Source organism: Streptomyces sp. NPDC052301 (genome assembly GCF_044593395.1).
In the GTDB taxonomy this organism is placed as follows: domain Bacteria; phylum Actinomycetota; class Actinomycetes; order Streptomycetales; family Streptomycetaceae; genus Streptomyces.
In genome coordinates this window covers 129498-149360 of record NZ_JBIUBE010000013.1, presented here as the reverse complement: position 1 = coordinate 149360, position 19863 = coordinate 129498, and the positions used below count along the sequence as shown (strand labels likewise).

18 protein-coding genes and 3 pseudogenes are annotated in these 19863 nt (G+C 72.1%); 13 read left to right on the top strand and 8 right to left on the bottom strand.

What is annotated here, in order from left to right; translation table 11 throughout:
* Positions 1-52: 52 nt before the first annotated feature.
* On the bottom strand, positions 53-226 hold the full coding sequence (locus tag ACIHEJ_RS31055) for a CsbD family protein (RefSeq protein ID WP_366015263.1): 174 nt from the start codon (positions 224-226) through the stop codon (positions 53-55).
* 149 nt (positions 227-375) lie between these two features.
* Between ACIHEJ_RS31055 and ACIHEJ_RS31050 the strand changes: the two genes are divergently transcribed.
* Both ACIHEJ_RS31050 and ACIHEJ_RS31045 read left to right on the top strand, forming a co-directional pair.
* On the top strand, positions 376-798 hold the full coding sequence (locus ACIHEJ_RS31050) for a MarR family winged helix-turn-helix transcriptional regulator (protein ID WP_400140410.1): 423 nt from the start codon (positions 376-378) through the stop codon (positions 796-798).
* Positions 799-827: 29 nt separating this feature from the next.
* The gene (locus tag ACIHEJ_RS31045) at positions 828-2600 is read left to right on the top strand and encodes an MFS transporter (RefSeq protein WP_400140477.1); all 1773 of its coding nucleotides are present in this window, start codon (positions 828-830) and stop codon (positions 2598-2600) included.
* A gap of 52 nt (positions 2601-2652) precedes the next feature.
* Here ACIHEJ_RS31045 and ACIHEJ_RS31040 read toward each other — a convergent pair whose 3' ends face one another.
* The 3 genes from ACIHEJ_RS31040 to mgrA form a co-directional block, all read right to left on the bottom strand.
* Positions 2653-3273 (bottom strand): DedA family protein, encoded by a 621-nt coding sequence (locus ACIHEJ_RS31040; protein ID WP_400140409.1) that lies wholly within the window; start codon positions 3271-3273, stop codon positions 2653-2655.
* Positions 3274-3365: 92 nt separating this feature from the next.
* A complete protein-coding gene (locus ACIHEJ_RS31035) occupies positions 3366-3542 on the bottom strand; it encodes a hypothetical protein (RefSeq protein ID WP_400140408.1) in 177 nt (58 codons plus the stop codon).
* A gap of 135 nt (positions 3543-3677) precedes the next feature.
* Positions 3678-4721, bottom strand: coding sequence for an L-glyceraldehyde 3-phosphate reductase (gene mgrA / locus ACIHEJ_RS31030; RefSeq protein ID WP_400140407.1), 1044 nt, complete (start codon positions 4719-4721; stop codon positions 3678-3680).
* Between the two features lie 189 nt (positions 4722-4910).
* Between mgrA and ACIHEJ_RS31025 the strand changes: the two are divergent.
* Together ACIHEJ_RS31025 and ACIHEJ_RS31020 are read left to right on the top strand one after the other, a co-directional pair.
* Positions 4911-6442 (top strand): annotated as a pseudogene (locus ACIHEJ_RS31025) (MFS transporter).
* 156 nt (positions 6443-6598) lie between these two features.
* Positions 6599-7438: a chitosanase gene (locus tag ACIHEJ_RS31020; protein WP_400140406.1), complete on the top strand. Its 840-nt coding sequence runs from the start codon at positions 6599-6601 to the stop codon at positions 7436-7438.
* Between the two features lie 9 nt (positions 7439-7447).
* Here ACIHEJ_RS31020 and ACIHEJ_RS31015 read toward each other — a convergent pair whose 3' ends face one another.
* Positions 7448-8068 (bottom strand): DUF4328 domain-containing protein, encoded by a 621-nt coding sequence (locus ACIHEJ_RS31015; protein ID WP_400140405.1) that lies wholly within the window; start codon positions 8066-8068, stop codon positions 7448-7450.
* Between the two features lie 161 nt (positions 8069-8229).
* On the opposite strand from ACIHEJ_RS31015, the gene pgm reads away from it, so the two are divergent.
* A complete protein-coding gene (gene pgm / locus ACIHEJ_RS31010; RefSeq protein ID WP_400140404.1) occupies positions 8230-9870 on the top strand; it encodes a phosphoglucomutase (alpha-D-glucose-1,6-bisphosphate-dependent) in 1641 nt (546 codons plus the stop codon).
* A 49-nt stretch (positions 9871-9919) separates the two neighbouring features.
* Here pgm and ACIHEJ_RS31005 read toward each other — a convergent pair whose 3' ends face one another.
* Positions 9920-10834, bottom strand: coding sequence for an SGNH/GDSL hydrolase family protein (locus ACIHEJ_RS31005; protein ID WP_400140403.1), 915 nt, complete (start codon positions 10832-10834; stop codon positions 9920-9922).
* Positions 10835-11032: 198 nt separating this feature from the next.
* Positions 11033-11290: a DUF5133 domain-containing protein gene (locus tag ACIHEJ_RS31000; protein WP_400140402.1), complete on the bottom strand. Its 258-nt coding sequence runs from the start codon at positions 11288-11290 to the stop codon at positions 11033-11035.
* A gap of 234 nt (positions 11291-11524) precedes the next feature.
* Between ACIHEJ_RS31000 and ACIHEJ_RS30995 the strand changes: the two genes are divergently transcribed.
* The 8 genes and pseudogenes from ACIHEJ_RS30995 (at position 11525) to ACIHEJ_RS30960 (ending at position 19367) form a co-directional block, all read left to right on the top strand.
* Positions 11525-13132: an adenosine deaminase gene (locus ACIHEJ_RS30995; RefSeq protein ID WP_400140401.1), complete on the top strand. Its 1608-nt coding sequence runs from the start codon at positions 11525-11527 to the stop codon at positions 13130-13132.
* A gap of 228 nt (positions 13133-13360) precedes the next feature.
* Positions 13361-13852: pseudogene (locus tag ACIHEJ_RS30990) on the top strand (NDP-sugar synthase); the annotation flags it as partial.
* A 7-nt stretch (positions 13853-13859) separates the two neighbouring features.
* A pseudogene (locus ACIHEJ_RS30985) lies at positions 13860-14752 on the top strand (NAD-dependent epimerase/dehydratase family protein).
* Complete coding sequence (locus tag ACIHEJ_RS30980) at positions 14749-15420, top strand: spherulation-specific family 4 protein (RefSeq protein WP_400140400.1); 672 nt, start codon at positions 14749-14751, stop codon at positions 15418-15420. Before ACIHEJ_RS30985 ends, ACIHEJ_RS30980 begins: the two are co-directional and overlap by 4 nt.
* A gap of 41 nt (positions 15421-15461) precedes the next feature.
* Positions 15462-16115: a 1,4-alpha-glucan branching protein gene (locus tag ACIHEJ_RS30975; protein ID WP_400140399.1), complete on the top strand. Its 654-nt coding sequence runs from the start codon at positions 15462-15464 to the stop codon at positions 16113-16115.
* Positions 16116-16184: 69 nt separating this feature from the next.
* Positions 16185-16337 (top strand): hypothetical protein, encoded by a 153-nt coding sequence (locus ACIHEJ_RS30970; protein ID WP_400140398.1) that lies wholly within the window; start codon positions 16185-16187, stop codon positions 16335-16337.
* A gap of 186 nt (positions 16338-16523) precedes the next feature.
* Positions 16524-18380 (top strand): M1 family metallopeptidase, encoded by a 1857-nt coding sequence (locus ACIHEJ_RS30965; protein WP_400140397.1) that lies wholly within the window; start codon positions 16524-16526, stop codon positions 18378-18380.
* Between the two features lie 141 nt (positions 18381-18521).
* Entirely contained in the window at positions 18522-19367 is an 846-nt protein-coding gene (locus tag ACIHEJ_RS30960) for a lysozyme (protein ID WP_400140396.1), read from the top strand.
* 32 nt (positions 19368-19399) lie between these two features.
* Here ACIHEJ_RS30960 and ACIHEJ_RS30955 read toward each other — a convergent pair whose 3' ends face one another.
* Positions 19400-19861, bottom strand: coding sequence for a hypothetical protein (locus ACIHEJ_RS30955; protein WP_400140395.1), 462 nt, complete (start codon positions 19859-19861; stop codon positions 19400-19402).
* Positions 19862-19863 lie beyond the last annotated feature (2 nt).

The following is a 19863-nucleotide window of genomic DNA, read 5'->3' as shown; positions in this document are numbered from 1 at the left end:
GCTTCACCGCTGGATTTCCCGGACCCGTGCGGAGCCCGAACAGCCGACCGACTCAGTGCTTGAAGGTGTCCTTGGCCTTCTCCTTGGCCTGCCGGGCGTCGCCGCGCGCGCCTTCCATCCGGCCCTCGGCCTCCATGCGCTCGTTGCCGACGGCGCGGCCCGCGGCCTCCTTGGCCTTGCCCTTGGCCTGCTCCGCCTTGGCCTTCGCCTTCTGGTTGCCCGCCATGGGTTTCACATCCCAACGTCTCGCTGTGTCTGGACGACATTCGGCTTGCCACTGTGCCGGGGTCCAAACCGGAAAAGGGTGCGCCGCTCGCGTCTCCTCGGTCGAACAAAGGTTGAACAGTCCAGACTGATAAACCTACTGTTAGCACCATGGAGACGATTGCACTCGCCGGCGCGCTGCGGCTGGCCATGGGCCGCATCGTCCGCCGGCTGCGCCAGGCGCACGCGGTGGGGGACGTGTCCCTCTCCGGCGTCTCGGTGCTGGCCCGGCTGGCCCGCAGCGGACCGGACTCGCCCGGCTCGCTCGCCGAGCTGGAGCGGGTCAGGCCGCAGGCGATGGCCTCGACGCTCGCCGGACTCGAACAGCGCGGACTGGTGAGCCGTACGCCCGACGCGACCGACGGCCGCCGGGCCGTCCTGGCGATCACCGAGGAGGGCCGGGCCGTCCTGGAGCAGCGCCGTTCCGAGTCCGTCGCCCGGCTCACCCACGCCCTCGACGAATTCACCCCGCAGGAGCGGCAGGCGCTGCAGGACGCCCTGCCCCTGCTCGACCGGCTGGCGGAACGGATATGAGCGGCCTCACCCCTGCTCCGCAGCGCGGCATGCGTGCCCGGCTGCTCGCCCACTCCGCCCGCCACCGCGACACACCGCCGGGCCCCGGATACAAGTGGGTCGCCCTCTCCAACACCACGCTCGGCGTCCTGATCGCCACGATGGACGCCTCCATCGTGATCATCTCGCTGCCCGCCATCTTCCGCGGGATCGGCCTCGACCCGCTCGCGGCCGGTAACATCGGCTATCTGCTCTGGATGATCCTCGGCTATCTGCTGGTCTCGGCGGTGCTGGTGGTCGTCCTCGGGCGGCTCGGCGACATGTTCGGCCGGGTGCGCATCTACAACCTCGGCTTCCTGGTCTTCGCCTGCGCCTCCGTCGCGCTCTCCCTCGATCCGTTCCGGGCCGGTGCCGGCGCGCTGTGGCTGATCCTGTGGCGGATCGTGCAGGCCTTCGGCGGGTCCATGCTGACCGCCAACTCGGCCGCCATCCTCACCGACGCCTTCCCGGCCCGGCAGCGCGGCATGGCCCTCGGCATCAACCAGATCACCGCGCTCGCCGGCCAGTTCCTGGGCCTGCTCGCGGGTGGCCTGCTCGCCGCGGTCGACTGGCGTGCCGTGTTCTGGGTGAGCGTCCCGGTCAGTGTCGCCGGCACCGTGTGGTCGTACCTGAGCCTGCGCGAGACGGCGGCCGGCGGGCGCGGCCGGGTCGACTGGCTCGGCAACCTCACCTTCGCCTCCGGCGCCGGCATCCTGCTCGCGGGCATCACCTACGGCATCCAGCCCTACGGCGGCCACCCCACCGGCTGGACCAACCCCTGGGTGCTCGCCGGGATCTTCGGCGGGCTGTTCCTGCTGCTGGTCTTCTGCGTCGTCGAGACCCGGGTCGCCGAGCCCATGTTCCGGCTGTCGCTGTTCAGGGTCCGGGCGTTCGCCGCGGGCAACCTGGCCGCGTTGCTGACCGCGATCGCCCGCGGCGGGCTGCAGTTCATGCTGATCATCTGGCTGCAGGGCATCTGGCTGCCGCTGCACGGCTACGACTTCGAGGACACCCCGCTGTGGGCCGGCATCTTCATGCTGCCGCTCACCCTCGGCTTCCTGGTCGCCGGGCCCGTCTCCGGCTACCTGTCCGACCGCTTCGGCGCGCGCATCTTCTCCACCGCCGGACTCCTCGTCGTCGCCGGTTCCTTCCTCGGGCTTCTGACGCTCCCCGTGAACTTCGACTACGGGGCCTTCGCCGCGCTGCTGCTGCTCAACGGGCTCGGGCAGGGCATGTTCTCCTCGCCGAACACCTCGTCCGTCATGGGCAGCGTGCCGGCCCGCTACCGGGGCGTCGCCTCGGGGATGCGCTCGACCTTCCAGAACTCGGGCACGGCGCTGTCCATCGGAGTCTTCTTCTCCCTGATGGTGTCCGGCCTCGCCTCCTCGCTGCCGGCCACGCTCAGCAGCGGACTCCAGGCGCACGGTGTGCCCGCCGCGACCGCCCACGAGGCGGCCTCGCTGCCGCCGGTCAGCACGCTGTTCGCGACGTTCCTCGGCGACAACCCCATCGGACATCTGCTCGGCGGCGGCACCCTGGACCACCTGACCGCGGCCCAACGCGCCACCCTGACCGGCCACGCCTTCTTCCCGGAACTGGTCTCCGGCCCCTTCCACCACGGGCTGACCATCGTCTTCGGCGTGGCCACCGGCATGGCCCTGATCTCCGCGATCGCCTCGGCCCTGCGCGGTGCCCACGAACGCGCCGACGACGACACCCCGCGGTCCGGCCCCGCTCCCACGACGGAGGGAGGCTCCGCACGACGGTCGGCGCGTTCCTCGTGAGCGTTCCGGGGCCCTCGCCGTCCGGCCCCAGGGGCGCGGGGGCCGGAGCGGGTCAGCGCTCGCGTCGCCGCCGTACGGCACGGCGTACGACGAGGGCCGCCACGAGGACCGCGACGGCGACGACCACGTACAGCTGGTAGCGGCTGATCTCGTCGTAGACGGTCGTGATGTGGTCGCCCACCAGGTAGGCCAGGGTCGCCCACAGTCCCACCCACAGGGCCGCGCCCAGGGCGTTGAAGGCGAGGAAGCGGAGCCAGTGCATGCCGGTCGTGCCCGCGATGATCCCGTTGGCCTGGCGCAGCCCCTCGACGAACCGGGCCACGGTCACGATCTTGCCGCCGTGCCGTCCGAAGAACGCCTCGGCGGCCTCGAACCGCTTCGGCGTCAGGAAGACGTACCGGCCCCACCGGTGCACGAAGGCCCGGCCGCCGAGCCGGCCGATCAGATAGCCGATGTTGTCCCCGGCCACGGCCGCGACGAACGCGATGGCCGCCACGGCCACGATGTTCAGCCGCCCCGCGCCCGCGTAGACGCCCGCGGCGAGCAGGATCGTCTCGCCGGGTGCGGGGACACCGAAGTCCTCCACGAACACCAGGGCCCCCACGGCCCAGTAGCCGTAGTGGCCGAGCAGCGGTGCCAGATGGGCGAGCGGTCCCGGAAGCGGAGGGGCCATGCCTCCCACGGTACGTCGGGGCCGGCCTCCCTCAGCGAGTGACATCCGGGGCGGCCGGCCGGGTCGTGCTCCCGCATCGCGGCGGGCGGCTGCTAGGAGGGCATGGCGCCCTCGTCGTCGCCGGCGGCGGGCTGACAGGTTCGGCACAGCTCGTGCTCCCCGTCGCGCGTGACGACGGTCCCCCAGCCGAGGCACTGCTCGCAGCCGCGGGCGAGGCCGACGTCGGGACGGGGAGGCATGAGGGGGGTGCGGTGGGCTCCGTAGGCCATACGGTGAGCGGCTCCTCGAAGTCACGGGGCGGCGCGAGGGAAAACGGATGACAACGCTGTCCGAGTGACTTCCATTATGTCCTACTTTTTCCTTATGTCTAGAGCCCCCTGTCACTCGGTGCCGAACCTTTCCGCTCACCCCAGAGTGCCGAGCCGGGCGTCCCGCCACAGGTCCACGCCGCCCTCGGTGGCGTACTTGTCGATCTCGGCCAGTTCCTCGGCGGTGAAGTCGGGGTTCTCCAGCGCGGCCACGTTCTGCTCCAGCTGGTCGACCCGCGAGGCGCCGATCACCAGGGAGGTCACCCGCTCGTCGCGCAGCGCCCAGGCCAGCGCCATCTGTGCCAGCGTCTGGCCGCGCCGGGCCGCGATGTCGTTCAGGGCGCGCAGCCGGTCCCGCATCTCCTGCGTGAGCCACGCCGCGTCCAGGGACGTGCCCCGCGCGGCCCGTGAGTCCTGCGGGATGCCGTCCAGATAGCGGCCGGTGAGCAGCCCCTGGGCGAGCGCCGTGAAACCGATGACGCCGAAGCCCTCCTCCTCGGCCGCGTCCAGCAGGCCGTCCGTCTCGATCCAGCGGTTGAGCATGCTGTACGACGGCTGGTGGATCAGCAGTGGCGTGCCCAGCTCGCGCAGGATCGCGGCGGCCTGCCGGGTGCGCTCGGCGTCGTAGGAGGAGATGCCCACGTAGAGGGCCTTGCCCTGGCGGACGGCGGTGTCGAGCGCACCCATCGTCTCCTCCAGCGGCGTGGTCGCGTCCAGCCGGTGCGAGTAGAAGACGTCCACGTAGTCCACGCCCATCCGGCGCAGCGACTGGTCCAGCGAGGCCAGCACGTACTTGCGGGAGCCGCCGCCCTGCCCGTAGGGGCCGGGCCACATGTCCCAGCCGGCCTTGGTGGAGATCACCAACTCGTCCCGGTACGGCGCCAGGTCCCGCTGCAGCAGCCGCCCGAAGTTCAGCTCGGCCGCGCCGTACGGCGGACCGTAGTTGTTGGCCAGGTCGTGATGGGTGATCCCCAGGTCGAAGGCGCGCAGGGCGATCTCGCGCTGGGTCTCGAACGGGCGGTCGTCGCCGAAGTTGTGCCAGTAGCCCAGCGACAGGACCGGCAGGTCCAGTCCCGAGCGGCCGGTGCGCCGGTAGCGCATGGTGCCGTCGTAACGAGCGGGGTCCGCGACGTGGGTCATCGGGTGTTCTCCGGGTGGTGCCGTAGGGGTGCCCCTCCGGTGCGGACGGGCTCGTCCACCCTGCGTCCCCCGCGCCCCGCAAGTCCAACCGCCGTCCCGGATGGGATTGAGCGCTTCCGTTTCTGAATCGGTCAGAGGGGCAGGCGGTGATCAGCTGGTTGAGAGGAAGGAGCGCTCGTGAGCAGTGCGCTGTCCGGTGAGAGCCGGTCGGACCGGAACGGGCCGCGGGTACCGAAGGCCGTGGCGCGGCTGCCGCGCCAGGTCCGCGAGGAGCTGACGCGCAGGCTTCGGCGCAACCGGGGCGCCTTCGGCAAGGACGACGTCCAGGTCGTCGAACCGCCACTGCTCCGGCGCGCCGTCGGCGCCTCCGCCCTCGGCAACTGCATGGAGTGGTTCGACTTCGGCGTCTACAGCTACCTCGCCGCCACCATCGGCAAGGTCTTCTTCCCGGGCGCCTCCCCGGCCGCCCAGGTCATCTCCTCCTTCGCGACCTTCGCCGCCGCCTTCGTCGTACGACCGCTCGGCGGTCTGTTCTTCGGGCCGCTCGGCGACCGGCTCGGCCGGCAGAAGGTGCTCGCCACCACCATGATCATGATGGCGGTCGGCACCTTCGCCATCGGTGTCATCCCCGGCTACGGCACGATCGGCATCGCCGCGCCCGTGCTGCTCCTGCTGGCCCGTATGGTGCAGGGCTTCTCCACCGGCGGGGAGTACGGCGGAGCCACCACCTTCGTCGCCGAGTACTCGCCCGACCGCCGGCGCGGGTTCCTCTCGAGCTGGCTCGACTTCGGCACCTTCGTCGGATACGCCCTCGGCTCGGCCCTGGTGACCGTGCTGAACCTGGCGCTGACGGATACCCAGATGCTGTCCTGGGGCTGGCGGGTCCCCTTCCTGATCGCCGGACCGCTCGGCGTGATCGGCCTGTACATGCGGCTCAAGCTGGAGGAGTCCCCGGCCTTCCAGCAGCAGCTGGACGAGCACGAGAAGAGCCTCGCGCAGGAATCGGCGGGCAGCGAGTTCAAGGACATCGTGCGCAACCACTGGCAGCCCCTGCTCATCTGCATGGGTCTGGTGCTGCTGTACAACGTCACCAACTACATGTCACCGGCTATCTGCCGACCTATCAGACCGAGACGCTGAAGCGCTCCAGCGGCTCCGCGGACCTGTTGGTGCTCATCGGCATGTTGTGGATCGTCGTGCTGATCACCTTCATCGGCCGGCTCAGCGACCGGGTGGGCCGGCGGCCGGTCTACGCCGTCGCCGCCGCCGCGATGATTGTGCTCGCCGTGCCCGCCTTCCTGCTGATCAAGGCGCACGGCACCTGGCCGCCGGTGCTCGGGGTGCTGCTCCTGTCCACCCTGCTGGGCTGCTTCGCCGCACCGAGCGCCGCCACCCTGCCGGCCCTGTTCCCGACCGCCGTCCGCTACGCGGCCATGGGCATCGGCTTCAACATCGCCGTCGCGGCCTTCGGCGGCACCACCCCACTGGTCACCGCCGCGCTGGTCTCGGCCACGGGTGACGATCTGATGCCCGCGTACTACCTGATGCTGGCGGGTGCGATCGGCCTGCTGACCGTCAAGTTCCTGCCGGAGAGCGCCCAGGTGCCGCTCAGGGGCTCGCAGCCGATGGTCGGTTCCCGGACGGAGCGGCAGGAGCTGATCCTCACCTCGCAGGAGCTGTACGCGTTCACCCAGGAGGGGGAGCGGCTCCGCCGCACCTGAACCGCCCCGGGCGGGATCCGCAGGACTGTTCGATCCTACGAACTTCGCGCAGACGGGTTACCGGCCCTCCCCGCATTTGATAGGAAACTTTCCTACCAATGCGGTACGGACCAAAACCGCTCAACCCCCCACCCCCTGCCCCCACTTGGAGTCCCTGTGGTGCACGCAGACCGCGACACAGCAGCCCCCGCCCGCCTGTCCCGCCGGACCGTCGTCGCCGCGCTCGGCGCGGTCGCCTCGGGCGCCCTCGTCGGAGTCTCCCGCGTCGGCACGGCGTCGGCCGCAGCGCCGGGCCTGGACGACCCGGCGAAGAAGGAGATGGCCATGCAGCTGGTGTCGAGCGCGGAGAACTCCTCGCTCGACTGGAAGGCCCAGTACAAGTACATCGAGGACATCGGCGACGGCCGCGGATACACCGCCGGCATCATCGGCTTCTGCTCCGGCACCGGCGACATGCTCGACCTCGTCAAGGTCTACGCCGACCGCAGGTCCGGCAACGTCCTCGCCAAGTACCTGCCGGCCCTGCGCAAGGTCAACGGCACCGACTCGCACGCCGGCCTCGACCCCGACTATCCGAAGGACTGGCGCACGGCGGCCAAGGACACCGTCTTCCAGCAGTGCCAGAACGACGAGCGCGACCGCGTCTACTTCAACCCCGCGGTCGCCCAGGGCAAGACGGACGGCCTGCACGCCCTCGGCCAGTTCTGTTACTACGACGCCATCGTCATGCACGGCGACGGCGACGACCCGACCAGCTTCCGCAACATCAGGGCACGCGCCCTGCGCAGCGCCAGGCCGTCGGCCCAGGGCGGCAACGAGACGACGTACCTGAACGCCTTCCTCGACGCCCGGGTCTGGGCCATGAAGCAGGAGGAGGCCCACAGCGACACCAGCCGCGTCGACACCGAGCAGCGGGTCTTCCTGCGCAAGGGCAACCTGGACCTGAACACCCCGCTCGACTGGAAGGTGTACGGGGACAGTTACCACATCGGCTGATCCGACCGGCTACGCGGACTGCGGCAGGCCGTCCGGCGCGGGCACCGGCACCCCCGGGCCCAGCGCGGCGGACTGCCGTGCCGTGACGCGCTGGACGACGGCGATCGCGAGGGCGGCGGCCAGGAGGTCGAGGGCTGCCGCGGTCACGAGCAGCGGCAGCGAGGTGCCGCCGCCCAGGTTCATGACCGCCGGACCCAGCACCGCGTGCCCCACCCAGGCCGCCCACCACACGTTCACCAAGGTGTCCGGGCGGCCCGCCGCCGCGCCGGCGGGGGTGCTCGCGCGGTGGACGTCCTGCACGAGCCCGCGTGGCACCCAGAGGTTGAACACCGGCAGCAGCCAGGCGAGGACGGCCCAGGCGGCCGAACCCGGAACCCGGCCGGGGGAGAGGAGCAGGGCGTTGCGCCGGCAGCGGACGAACCACACGAGGAACAGCACGACGGCCGCCGTCGTCACGTACAAGTAGATCTGGGTGACCTGGACGAACCCGGCGGCGGACGTGGCCGCCGGGTGCAGCAGCCGCCCGCGTGCCTCGCGTGCCCGGAACACGTCGGCACCAGCCGCCGCCGCGACGGCGAGCTGGGCGCAACGAGCGAGGAGCCACGGGGCCTTGGCGAGGGATGCGGGCACGGTGGAAGACCTGTCTGCGAAAGGCGCCCCCGCGGACGGCGGGACGGCACGGAGATCGTGAGCGCCTGATCATAAGGCGGGGCGTACTCGCATGTCAGGGTCCTGACGAGGAAAGATGGTCGGAGAGGACACGACCACACCCCCTGCGGAGGAGCGTACTCATGCCGCACGAGCGAGCCGGCCGTCCGGCCGGTCCCGAGGACCTTGTCGACGTGGCCCGGCTGGTCACGGCGTACTACGCACTGCACCCCGACCCGGCCGACCCGGCACAGCGGGTGGCGTTCGGCACGTCGGGGCACCGGGGTTCATCCCTGGCGAACGCCTTCAACGAGGACCACATCGCCGCCACCAGCCAGGCCATCTGCGAGTACCGCGCGGCACAGGGCACCGACGGGCCGCTCTTCCTGGGCGCCGACACCCACGCCCTGTCGGAGCCGGCGAAGGTCACCGCGCTGGAGGTGTTCGCCGCCAACGACGTGACCGTGCTCGTGGACGGCGCCGACGGCTACACGCCCACCCCCGCCGTCTCGCACGCGATCCTCACGCACAACCGCGGCCGCACCTCCTCGCTCGCGGACGGTGTCGTCGTCACCCCGTCGCACAATCCGCCCGCCGACGGCGGCTTCAAGTACAACCCGCCGAGCGGCGGCCCGGCGGCCTCCGACGCGACCTCCTGGATCCAGGACCGGGCCAACCAGATCATCGCCGAGGGACTGAAGGCCGTACGGCGGGTGCCGTACGCCGCAGCGCTCGCCGCGGACACGACCGGACGGTACGACTTCCTCGGCCGCTACGTCGACGACCTGCCGAGCGTGCTGGACCTGGACGCCGTCCGATCGGCCGGTGTGCGCATCGGCGCCGACCCGCTCGGCGGCGCCTCCGTCGCCTACTGGGGCCGGATCGCCGAACAGCACCGCCTCGACCTGACGGTGGTGAACCCGCACACCGACCCCACCTGGCGGTTCATGACCCTGGACTGGGACGGCCAGATCCGCATGGACTGCTCCTCGCCCCACGCGATGGCCTCCCTGATCGAACAGCGCGACCGCTTCCGCATCGCCACCGGCAACGACGCCGACGCCGACCGGCACGGCATCGTCACCCCGGACGCGGGCCTGATGAACCCCAACCACTACCTCGCGGTCGCCATCTCCTATCTCTACCGGCACCGTGAGCAGTGGCCGGCCGACGCGGGCGTCGGCAAGACCCTCGTGTCCTCCACGATGATCGACCGGGTCGCCGCCGACCTGGGCCGCCCCCTGGTCGAGGTCCCGGTCGGCTTCAAGTGGTTCGTGGACGGACTGGCCGGCGGCTCGCTCGGTTTCGGCGGCGAGGAGTCGGCCGGTGCCTCCTTCCTGCGCCGCGACGGCTCGGTGTGGACCACCGACAAGGACGGCATCGTCCTGGCGCTGCTCGCCTCGGAGATCACGGCGGTCACGGACCGGACCCCGTCGGAGCACTACGCCGAGCTGACCTCCCGCTTCGGCGAGCCCGCCTACGCCCGTATCGACGCCCCCGCCACCCGTGAGCAGAAGGCGCTGCTCGGCAAGCTGTCCCCGGCCCAGGTCACCGCGGACACGCTGGCCGGGGAAGCGGTCACGGCCGTCCTCACCGAGGCGCCGGGCAACGGCGCCCCGATCGGCGGCATCAAGGTCACCACCGACAACGCCTGGTTCGCGGCCCGCCCCTCCGGCACCGAGGACGTCTACAAGGTGTACGCCGAGTCCTTCCTCGGTGCCGACCACCTGGCCCGGGTGCAGGAGGAGGCGAAGGCCGTGGTGCTGGGCGCGCTCGGCGGCTGACGAACCGTACGGCGGCCTCCGGCGGAACGCGCACGGAGGCCGCCCCGCGTCAGTGGCGTCCGCGTCCCCCGGCCGACCGGTCCAGGACCGCCTGGGCCATGACCTCTTCGCCCTTGGCGTTGGGGTGCGCCGGAGCTGCGGGCGCGGCCGGCTGCAGGGGCTCGATCCAGCGGTCCGCGGGAGACTTGCACATGTCGTGGCCGACCGTCGGGCCGTAGGTGTCGACGTACTCGGCCCGGTTCAGGACCGCCACCAGGCGCAGCATCAGGTTCAGCCGCTTCTCGGTGTCCCGCAGGTAGGGGAAGTCCTTCTGGGCGAACGGGACCTGCGGGAAGCAGCCGCTGCCGTCGTCGGGGAGCAGGTCCGGGTAGCCGACGACGACCACGCGGGCGTGCGGCGCCCGGGCGTGGACGGCGCGCAGCACCCGGTCGACCTTGGGCGCGGTGCGTGCGACGGCGAGCGCCAGCGCGTCGTGTCCGCCGGCCTCGTACGAGCGCTCGCAGGGGTTGCCGGCCGGGTCCTGGGAGGCGAGCCGGGCGCAGGTGCCGATGATGGAACCGAAGCCGACGTCGTTGCCGCCGATCTGCACCGTCACCAGGTCAGTGTCCCGGTCCAGGGCGTCGAGCTGGGGCTTGTTGGAACCCTGCGCCTGCCACATCTGCGCCGTCGTGGCGCCCGCGCAGCTGACGTCCGTGAGCGCGGTCGTCCTCGACCGCTCCGCCACGAGCGAGGGGTAGTTGTGGTCCGAGCGCGCGCATCCCGCGTCCACCTGCCGCGGGATGCCGGGGCCCGAGGTGTAGGAGTCACCGAGGGCCACGTAGTCGACCGTGCGGCCGTGCCCGGGGTGCGCGGCGGCCGGTGTCGTGGAGGCGGCGACGAGGGCGCATCCGCCCAGCGCCGCCGCCAGCACGACGGTCCGCCGCCGCCCTCTCACCCCGCCCGCCGGACGCGTGTCGTTCGTCATGAGTCCTCCCCCTGAAGCCGGCATCTCGCGCACGGGCGGCAACGGAGAGCGGCCCTCGCGCGTTCGACTGGGTCTGTATACCGTCCGGTAGGCCGCGCCGACCAGAAGCGGGAGCCCACGACTTCGGGGGAGTGGGCGGGCAGAGCCCGCAGGAGACGGGCGGGTCCGGCAGACGGCGGACCCCGCGCGCTCCCTCCGTCAGACCCCGGCCGCCGGTTGCGCGGTGACGGCCGTCTGGAGCAGGGAGTCGTCCTCCGGGCGGGCCCCGGACAGCCGGTGCCGGGCCGCGATCAGGGCCATGTCGACGTCCTTGGTGCCGGTGGCCACGCACAGCGTGTAGGAGACGTCCGCGAGGCGCTGCCGCGCCTGCGGGGTGCTCTCCTCGGCACCGAGCAGAGTGAGGGCCTCGTACTGCGCGATGAGGTCCTTCAGTACCGCGGGGTGTGCCATCAGCATGGGTTTCCGCCTCCCTGGTGTGTCGCCGACGGGCGAGGTCGCAGCGCGAATACCCGCGCGGGAGTCCCGCATGCCCCCGCTGTGACCTGCCAGGACCGACCGGCTCCGGCATCGCCGGCCAAGGACTCGCCCTTCGTCCCGGGCGGCGCCCGGTGTGTCACCCGGTCGGGTGTTATCTGCTGGTATCTGACGGATCAGGCAGTGCTGTCGTGATCCGCCCGTGATCATGCCCGTGTGAGTCTGCAACGTCGAAGTGCCGTAGCCCGCCGGGTCCTTCCGGCCGCGCTCGGCACCCTCAGTGTCCTGTCCCTGCTGTCCGCCCTGCCCGCCGCCGCCCAGCCGGCGCACCGGGACGCCCGACCGCTCGCGCCGACGTCCCGGCAGGTCACCGCGGCGGAGGCGCGCACGGACGCCTACCTCCGGTCCGTGCACGACCGGCCCGCGGCCCTGCGGGACTTCTTCCGGCAGTTGCCCAAGGGCGGCGACCTGCACAACCACCTGTCCGGTGCGGTGTCCACGGAGTACCTCATCGAGCTCGCCGCCGAGGACGGGCTGTGCGTCGACACCAGGACTCTGACCGCGGTCGCCCCGCCGTGCGGCGCCGGCACGCGGCCCGCGGCCGACGCACGTACCGACCGCGCCTTCCACGACGCGATCGTGCGCGCCTGGTCCATGGAGGACTTCCCGCCCGGCCAGAGCGGCCACGACCACTTCTTCGACACCTTCGGCAAGTTCGGCGAGGTCACCTGGCGGCACCGCGGCAAGCTGCTCGCGGAGGTCGCCGACACCGTCGTCCGCAACAACCAGTCCTACCTGGAGACGATGGTCACACCCGCGTCCGACGCCGCGAAGGATCTCGCGGCCCAGGTCGGCTGGGACGCCGACCTGACCGCCCTGCACCGCAAGCTCGTCGCGGGCGGCAAGCTGGACAAGGTCGTCGCCGACGCCCGCAAGGAGGCCGACGACGGCGACGCCGAGTTCCGCGCCACCGAGCGCTGCGGCACCGCGCAGGCCCGGCCCGGCTGCAGGCTCACCGTCCGCTGGATCTCCCAGGCGTCCCGGGGCAGTTCACCGGAGCGGGTCTTCACCCAGCTCGCCCTCGGCATGCGGCTCGCCGAGGCCGACCCGCGCTTCGTGGCCGTCAACCTCGTCCAGCCCGAGGACTGGGACAGCTCCCTGCGCGACTACAGCCTGCAGATGCGCATGGTCGGATACCTGCGCACCCAGTATCCGAAGGCCCATGTCACCCTGCACGCGGGCGAGTTGTGGCCGGGGCTGGTCAAGCCCCACGACCTGCGGTTCCACATCGAGGAGGCGGTCGACATCGCCCGCACGGAGCGTGTCGGGCACGGCGTCGACCTCGTCCACGAGGACGACTGGCAGCGCACCGCCCGCACCATGGCGGCCCGCCGGATCGCCGTCGAGGTGCCGTTCTCCAGCAACGCCCAGATCCTCGGTGTGAAGGGCGCCGACCACCCCTTCACCACCTACCGCCGCTACGGCGTCCCGGTCGTCCTCGCCACCGACGATCCCGGCGTGTCCCGCATCGACATCAGCCACGAGTACCAGTACGCCGCCGGCACCTACGGCCTCGGCTACCCCGAGCTGAAGGACCTGGCACGGGCCTCGCTGGAGTACGCCTTCCTGTCCGGCGCGAGCCTGTGGCGGGGCAACCCCACGGCCGAGGGCTACCGGCCGGTCCCGGCCTGCCGGGGCGAACGGCCCGGTCTGCCCGTCCGGGCCGCGGCCTGTCTGCACCTCCTCGCGAACAGCCCGAAGGCCCGGCTCGAATGGCGGCAGGAGGCCGACTTCGCCGTCTTCGAGCGGGCCCACGCCCGCTGACCGCACACGGAGGGCACCGGGGCGGAACGCATCCGCCCGCCCCGGCGTCCTCCGTACGTACGCCCACCTCGGCGCCGTCCTCAACGCGCGGCCGGATAAACCCCTTTGGCCGGGAAGCGGCCTCCCGCCCGACCGGGGGCCCGCATTCCGTGCCGCCCTTCCGCTCGATCTACCTCGAACTGCCCGTCCTGGAGCGCCCGTCGGCCGCACAGCCCCGACCGGTCGCCCGTCGACTACGCCACCGAGGACAGCCTGCTGGGCACCATGGGCCCGCTGCTCAACCTGCGTGACCGGCTGCCCGAGAACTTCCTCGTCATGAACGGCGACGTCCTCACCGACCTCGACTACGCCGACGTCCTGCGCCGCCACGACGCCTCGGGCGCGCCGCTCACCATCGCAGCCTACTCCCGCAAGGTGCACATCGACTTCGGCGTGCTCACCACCGACGCCAGCAAGGTGGTCGCCTTCACGGAGAAGCCCAGCATGGACTACCGCGTCTCCATGGGCGTCTACGGCCTCAGCCGCGCCACCCTCGACGGCTACACCCCGGGCCTGCCGCTCGGCTTCGACGAACTCGTCCTCGACCTGCTCAAGGAGCAGAACCCGCCGCACGCCTACGAGTTCGACGGCTACTGGCTCGACATCGGCCGCCCCGACGACTACGACCGCGCCAACGCCGAGTTCACCACCCGCAAGTCCCTGCTGCTCAAGGGAGCCTGAGTACCGCATGCGCATTCTCGTCCTGGGCGGCACCGGGTATCTGGGCCGCCACGTGGCCGAGCGGCTGCGCGCCCTGCCGGGCGCGCACGTCCTCGCCGCCGGCCGCTCCGGCCCCACCGAGGCCGTCGTCGACCTCGCCGCCGACCGGCCCGAACGGCTCGCGAAGACACTGGCAGCGGCGGCACCCGACGCCGTGGTCAACTGCGCGGGCGCCACCGGCGGCGACCCGGTGACCCTCGCCGAGGTCAACGCCCGCGGCCCGGCCGCCCTGTGCGCGGCGCTGCGCGAGGGGGCGCCCACGGCCCGCCTGGTGCACCTCGGCTCGGCCGCCGAGTACGGACCGGGAGTCCCCGACACCCCGGTGACCGAGTCGGCGCCCGCCCGCCCGGTCACCCTCTACGGCGCGACCAAGGGGGCACGGTCGCCGTCACCACCTCCGCCCTGGACGGCGTGGTGCTCCGGGTCGGCAACCCGGTGGGCCCCGGCGCCCCCGGGGCGAGCCTGCCCGGCCGGCTGCTCTCACTGCTCCGCTCGGCCGACCGGGGCCCCGAGGCGGTGCTGCGGCTCGGTGACCTGACCGCCCACCGTGACTTCGTCGACGTACGTGACGTCGCCGGGGCGGTCGCCCGCGCGGTCGTCGCCCCCGGACCGCTGCCGCCCGTGCTCAACATCGGCGGCGGGGCGGCCGTACCGGTACGCGAGGTGGTGCACGGTCTGGCCCGGCGCGCCGGATTCCGCGGGACGTTGGTCGAGGGCTCGGGCGGCTCCGCCCGTTCGGGTCAGGTGTCCTGGCAGTGTTCCGACATCACCGCCGCCGACCTCGCCCTCGGATGGCGGCCCGCCCACACCCTCGACGACGCCCTGGACGCGCTGTGGGCCGCCACCGCGGAGAGCCCGTGACCCTGCTGATCCCGCTGTACGTCCACCCCGCCGAGGACCCCGGCGCCTGGCACCGGCTGTTAACCGCGGCGGCCCGCACCCACGCGGTCGTCCTCAACCCCGCGAGCAGGCCGGGCGCCGCGCCGGACCCCGCCTTCACGGCGGCCGCCCGGGCCCTGCGCGCCGCAGGGGCCCGGCTGCTCGGGTACGTCGACACCGACTACGGCGTCCGGGACCGCGCCGTCATCACCGAGGAGGCGTACCGCCACCAGGAGTGGTACGCCGTCGACCGCTGCTTCCTCGACCGGGTCACCGCCACCCCGGACGGGCTGCCCGCCTGCCGCCGCACGGTCCGGGACCTGCGGCGGCTCGGCGCGGCCACCGTCGTCCTCAACCCGGGCGTCCACCCGGCGCCGGGCTACGTCCGCCTCGCCGACCTGACGGTCACCTTCGAGGGCCCGTGGTCGACGTACGTCTCGGCGTTCACCCGGCCGTCCTGGACGGCCCGCCACCCGCCCGACCGGTTCTGTCACCTCGTCTACGGCGTTCCCGAGGCCCTCGTCCCGCTCGCCGTGCGCACCGCGCACGAGCGCGGCGCGGCGGTGTGCGGGCCGGTGACGGGCGAACCGCCCAACCCCTGGGCGGAACTGAGTCCGGCGCTGACCCGCGGGCAGGGTGTGGAAGGCTGAGGAGGGTCCGCGTCCGCGCACCCAGGGAGGCACCGCCCGGCATGGCCGTCATCCATCACACCACCCTCAAGCCCACCAAGCTCGAACTGCTCACCGACTGGCTGCCGACCCGCCCCTGGTACGTCGGCGGTGACGCGCCGGTGCTGGAGAAGTCCGGCGGCTTCCGGCTGGACGACCCCGAGGGCGAGGTCGGCATCGAGTTCATGGTGACCACCGACACCTCGAGCCCGGAGCGCACGGCCTACCTCGCCCCGCTCACCTACCGGGGGGCGCCGCTGGAGGGGGCCGAGCACGCCCTCGTCGGCACGACGGAGCACGGCGTGCTGGGCAAGCGGTGGGTCTACGACGGCTGTCACGACCCGGTGCTGGTCGCCGAGTTGCTGTCACTGATCGACGGCAGGGCACAGGCGATGGCCCAGAGCGTCACCGACACCCCCGACCGCGAGGTGACCCGCTCCTGCACCGGCGCGCCCCTCGTACCCGGCACGTCGGTTCCCGAGCCTGCCGACGACGAGGACGGCACGCGGCTGCCCGCCGGGCACGGCTTGGTCCTGCGGATCCACCGTGTCCTGCGCCCTGTCGCCGAGAATCCGCCGTTGCCGCCCCAGGGGGCCCTCGGCCATCTCGCCACCGGCTGGCAGGGCCCGGACGACACCCGCCTGCGGGCCGTGCTGATGACGCTGCACAGCGCCTGAGCGCGCGTTCCCGCCGTCCACCGCCCCGCCCGACCGGCGGGGCGGTGGACGGCGGGAACGGTGGAGGGCATGCAGCGCGGTGAGCAGGCGCGGCAGCACGTGGGGCCGGTGAGAGCCGTCGGTGACCGCCGCCACCAGGACGCCGTAGCCGTGCTCGTCCTCGACGGCCGGCTCTTCGGCGGGCTTGCCCGCGCCGTCGCGGAGCCCGTCCCCCCCACTTAGTCCCATCTCTGGCATGGACCGGTCAAATCTGTCACTCTTTCGGCAGTCGCCGCCCTGACCCCAGGAGGGCGCGACGGACTCCTCGGCACAGCGATCGCGCAAGCACCGTCCGCGACCGCCCCGGTCGACCCAGCCGGCGCGGTCACCGAGCAGGCCGGAACCCGGCCGCCGTAAAAGGAGCAGCGTGTGAGATCGACCCCCCACAAGGCCCTCGGCGCCGGTGCGCTCACCGTCGCCGCACTGGCCGCCCTCGTCCTCCCCGGCACCCCCGCCGCCGCCCGGCCGGACACGGCCCCGGCCGCCTGCACTCCGGCCCAAGTGGTCGGCAACGGCGACTTCGAGAGCGGGACGTCATCCTGGACCGCGTCCTCCTCCACCGTCATCACCAGCCGCACCGGACAGACCGCGCACGGCGGCAGCTCCTACGCCTGGCTGGACGGAGTCGGCAGCACCCACACCGACAGCCTCAGCCAGAGCGTCACCGTCCCGGCCGGCTGCAGCACCGCCACCCTCACCTTCTGGCTGCACATCGACACCACCGAGACCACGTCGTCCACCGCGTACGACAAACTGACGGCCAAGCTGGGCAGCACGACGCTGGCCACCTACTCGAACCTCGACAAGAACACCGGCTACGTGCAGAAGTCGATCGACGTGTCGTCGTTCGCCGGGCAGACCGTCACCCTGTCCTTCACCGGAACGGAGGACTCCAGCCTCCGGACGAGCTTCGTCCTCGACGACGTCGCGCTGAACACCTCCGGTGGCACCACCCCGCCGCCCGCCGACACCACCCGCACCCCGGCCGCGCCCGCGTACACCGTGAACCTGAGCAGCGACACGAGCGGCACGGTGTGGTCCGGGCACGAGAGCGCCACGTTCACCAACGCCTCCGCCACTGCGCTGAACGAGGTGTACCTGCGGCTGTGGGACAACTACCACGGCACCTGTGACGCCATGCCGATCAGGGTCACCGGCGTCACCGGCGGCACCGCGGACGCCCCCTCCGTGGCCTGCACCGCGCTCAAGATCACCCTGCCCGCCCCGCTCACCCAGGGGCAGAGCGCCACCATCGGCTTCGACCTCGGCATCACCGTGCCCAGCGGCGCCGACCGGTTCGGCCACGACGGTGCCTTCAGTTTCATCGGCAACGCCCTGCCCGTCCTCGCGGTCCGCGACGGCGGCGGCTGGCACCTGGACCCGTACACCGACAACGGCGAGTCGTTCTACTCCCTCGCCGCCGACTTCAAGGTCACGCTCGACCACCCCAGCACCCTGCTGGTCCCGGCCACCGGCACCTCCACCGACACGCCCGGCTCCAGCGGCCGTACGATCACCACGGCCACCGCCGCCAAGGTGCGGGACTTCGCCTGGGCCGCCGGTCCCTTCAGCAGGATCTCCGGCACCTCCGCCGCCGGTGTCGCCGTGAACATCTACTCCGTCTCGGGCATCAGCTCCTCCAGCGCCCAGTCCATGCTGAGCACGGCCAAGAGCGCCGTGGACGCCCACGCGGGCCGCTTCGGCGCCTACCCCTACGGCGAACTGGACGCCGTCATCGACAACAACTACTGGTTCGGCGGCATGGAGTACCCCGGGTTCGTCCTCGACCTGGTCAGCACCACCGCCCTCACCCATGAGATCGGCCACCAGTGGTGGTACGGCATCGTCGGCGACGACGAGTACAACAGCCCATGGCTGGACGAGGCCTTCGCCGACTACTCCACCGACCTCGCCCTCGGCAAGACCGGCAGCAACTGCTGGAGCAGCGTCTCCTGGGCCTCCAGTGCCGAGAAGATCACCAACTCGATGGCGTACTGGGACGCGCACTCCTCCCGCTACTCCACCGTCGTCTACGGCTACGGCAAGTGCGCCCTGCACGACCTGAGGCGCGTGCTCGGCGACACCGCCATGGCCAAGCTGATGAAGGACTACGCGACCGCGCACTGGTACGGCGTGTCGACCACGGCCGAGTTCAAGGCGGCCGCCCAGGCGGCCACGAGCACGGACCTCACCTCCTTCTGGACCCAGCACCGCATCGACGGCTGACCCGGCGGCCGGCCGGGAAGGGGCCCGAAGGCTCCTCCCGGCCGGACCCGGCCCTGAGCCACCCACATGGACCACAAACGCGGCCGTTGGCACCTTCGTTGGGCCCAACCCGGAGTGCGGGACGGCCCGACCCCGGGTCAGATGGGTTTCGTGCAGCCATCCATATGCCTCCATCGCAGCCGCGCGCGCCTGGCCGTCACAGGCGCCCTGACCGGACTTCTCCTCTCCCTGCCCGCCCCGCCGGCGTTCCCCGAGTCGGGGGCGACCGGTCCCGAACGGGGCAGCGCCTACATGGGCATGGGTGTCCTCGCCCACGACGGCGCCGACGACAGCCCCACCTCGCCCAGCGACCCCCGCACGAGCCAGACCGAGGGCGTGGACGTCGCCAGCTACCAGCAGAACGTCGACTGGCCGGCGCTGTGGAGCGCCGGCAACAGGTGGGCCTACACGAAGGCGTCCGAGGGGACGTACTACACCAACCCCTCCTTCACCCAGCAGTACAACGGCTCCTACGACGTCGGCATGATCCGGGGCGCGTACCACTTCGCGACCCCCGACACCACCGGCGGTGCCGCCCAGGCCGACTACTTCGTGGACCACGGCGGCGGCTGGTCCAAGGACGGCAAGACCCTCCCCGGTGCCCTGGACATCGAGTGGAACCCGTACGGCGATTCCTGCTACGGCAAGTCCCAGAGCGGGATGGTCGACTGGATCCGGGACTTCCTCAACCGCTACAAGACCCGTACCGGCCGTCAGGCGGTCATCTACACCGCGACCAGCTGGTGGACCGAGTGCACCGGGAACTACGGCGGCTTCGGCGGCACCAACCCGCTGTGGATCGCCCGCTACGCCTCGTCGGCCGGCGACCTGCCTGCGGGCTGGTCGGTGTACACCATGTGGCAGTACACCTCCGCCGGCAAGACGGTCGGCGACCACGACCGGTTCAACGGCACCGTGAGCCAGGTGCGGGACCTGGCCACCGGCTGACCCCTCACCAGGAGGTCTCCTCACGAAGCCCCCTAGGGCCGCAGCCCCGCCGACAGGTTCGCGGCACGGGCCTGGTCGCCCGTCGTCGGGTTCCAGCCGGGGGTGATCGGGGACACGGAGACGTGGCCGGCCGCCACGACGACGTCGCTGCCCGGCCGGGCGGGTCGGTCCGCCATGCCGACGGTGACCTTCCACGTGCCGTCGCCGTTGTAGGCGTAGGCGGACGTGAGTGCCGGGAGCGGATCCTGCGGGATGAGGTCGGCGCCGCGCGCCGTCCCCGAACCGTCCGCGCCCAGCACCGGATGGTCGACGTTCAGACCCAGGCCCTCCGGCAGCAGGCGCCCGCCGTGCGCCCCGGCGCGCAGCCGGTCGAGGAGCTCGACCACGAAGTCGTCGGTCGGGCGCATGGCGCTCAGGATCCGGTCGGGCACCGGGGGTTCGAGTCCGCCCGTGCTGACGGCGATCGCGGGCACCCCGTCCTCGACGGCCGTCACCG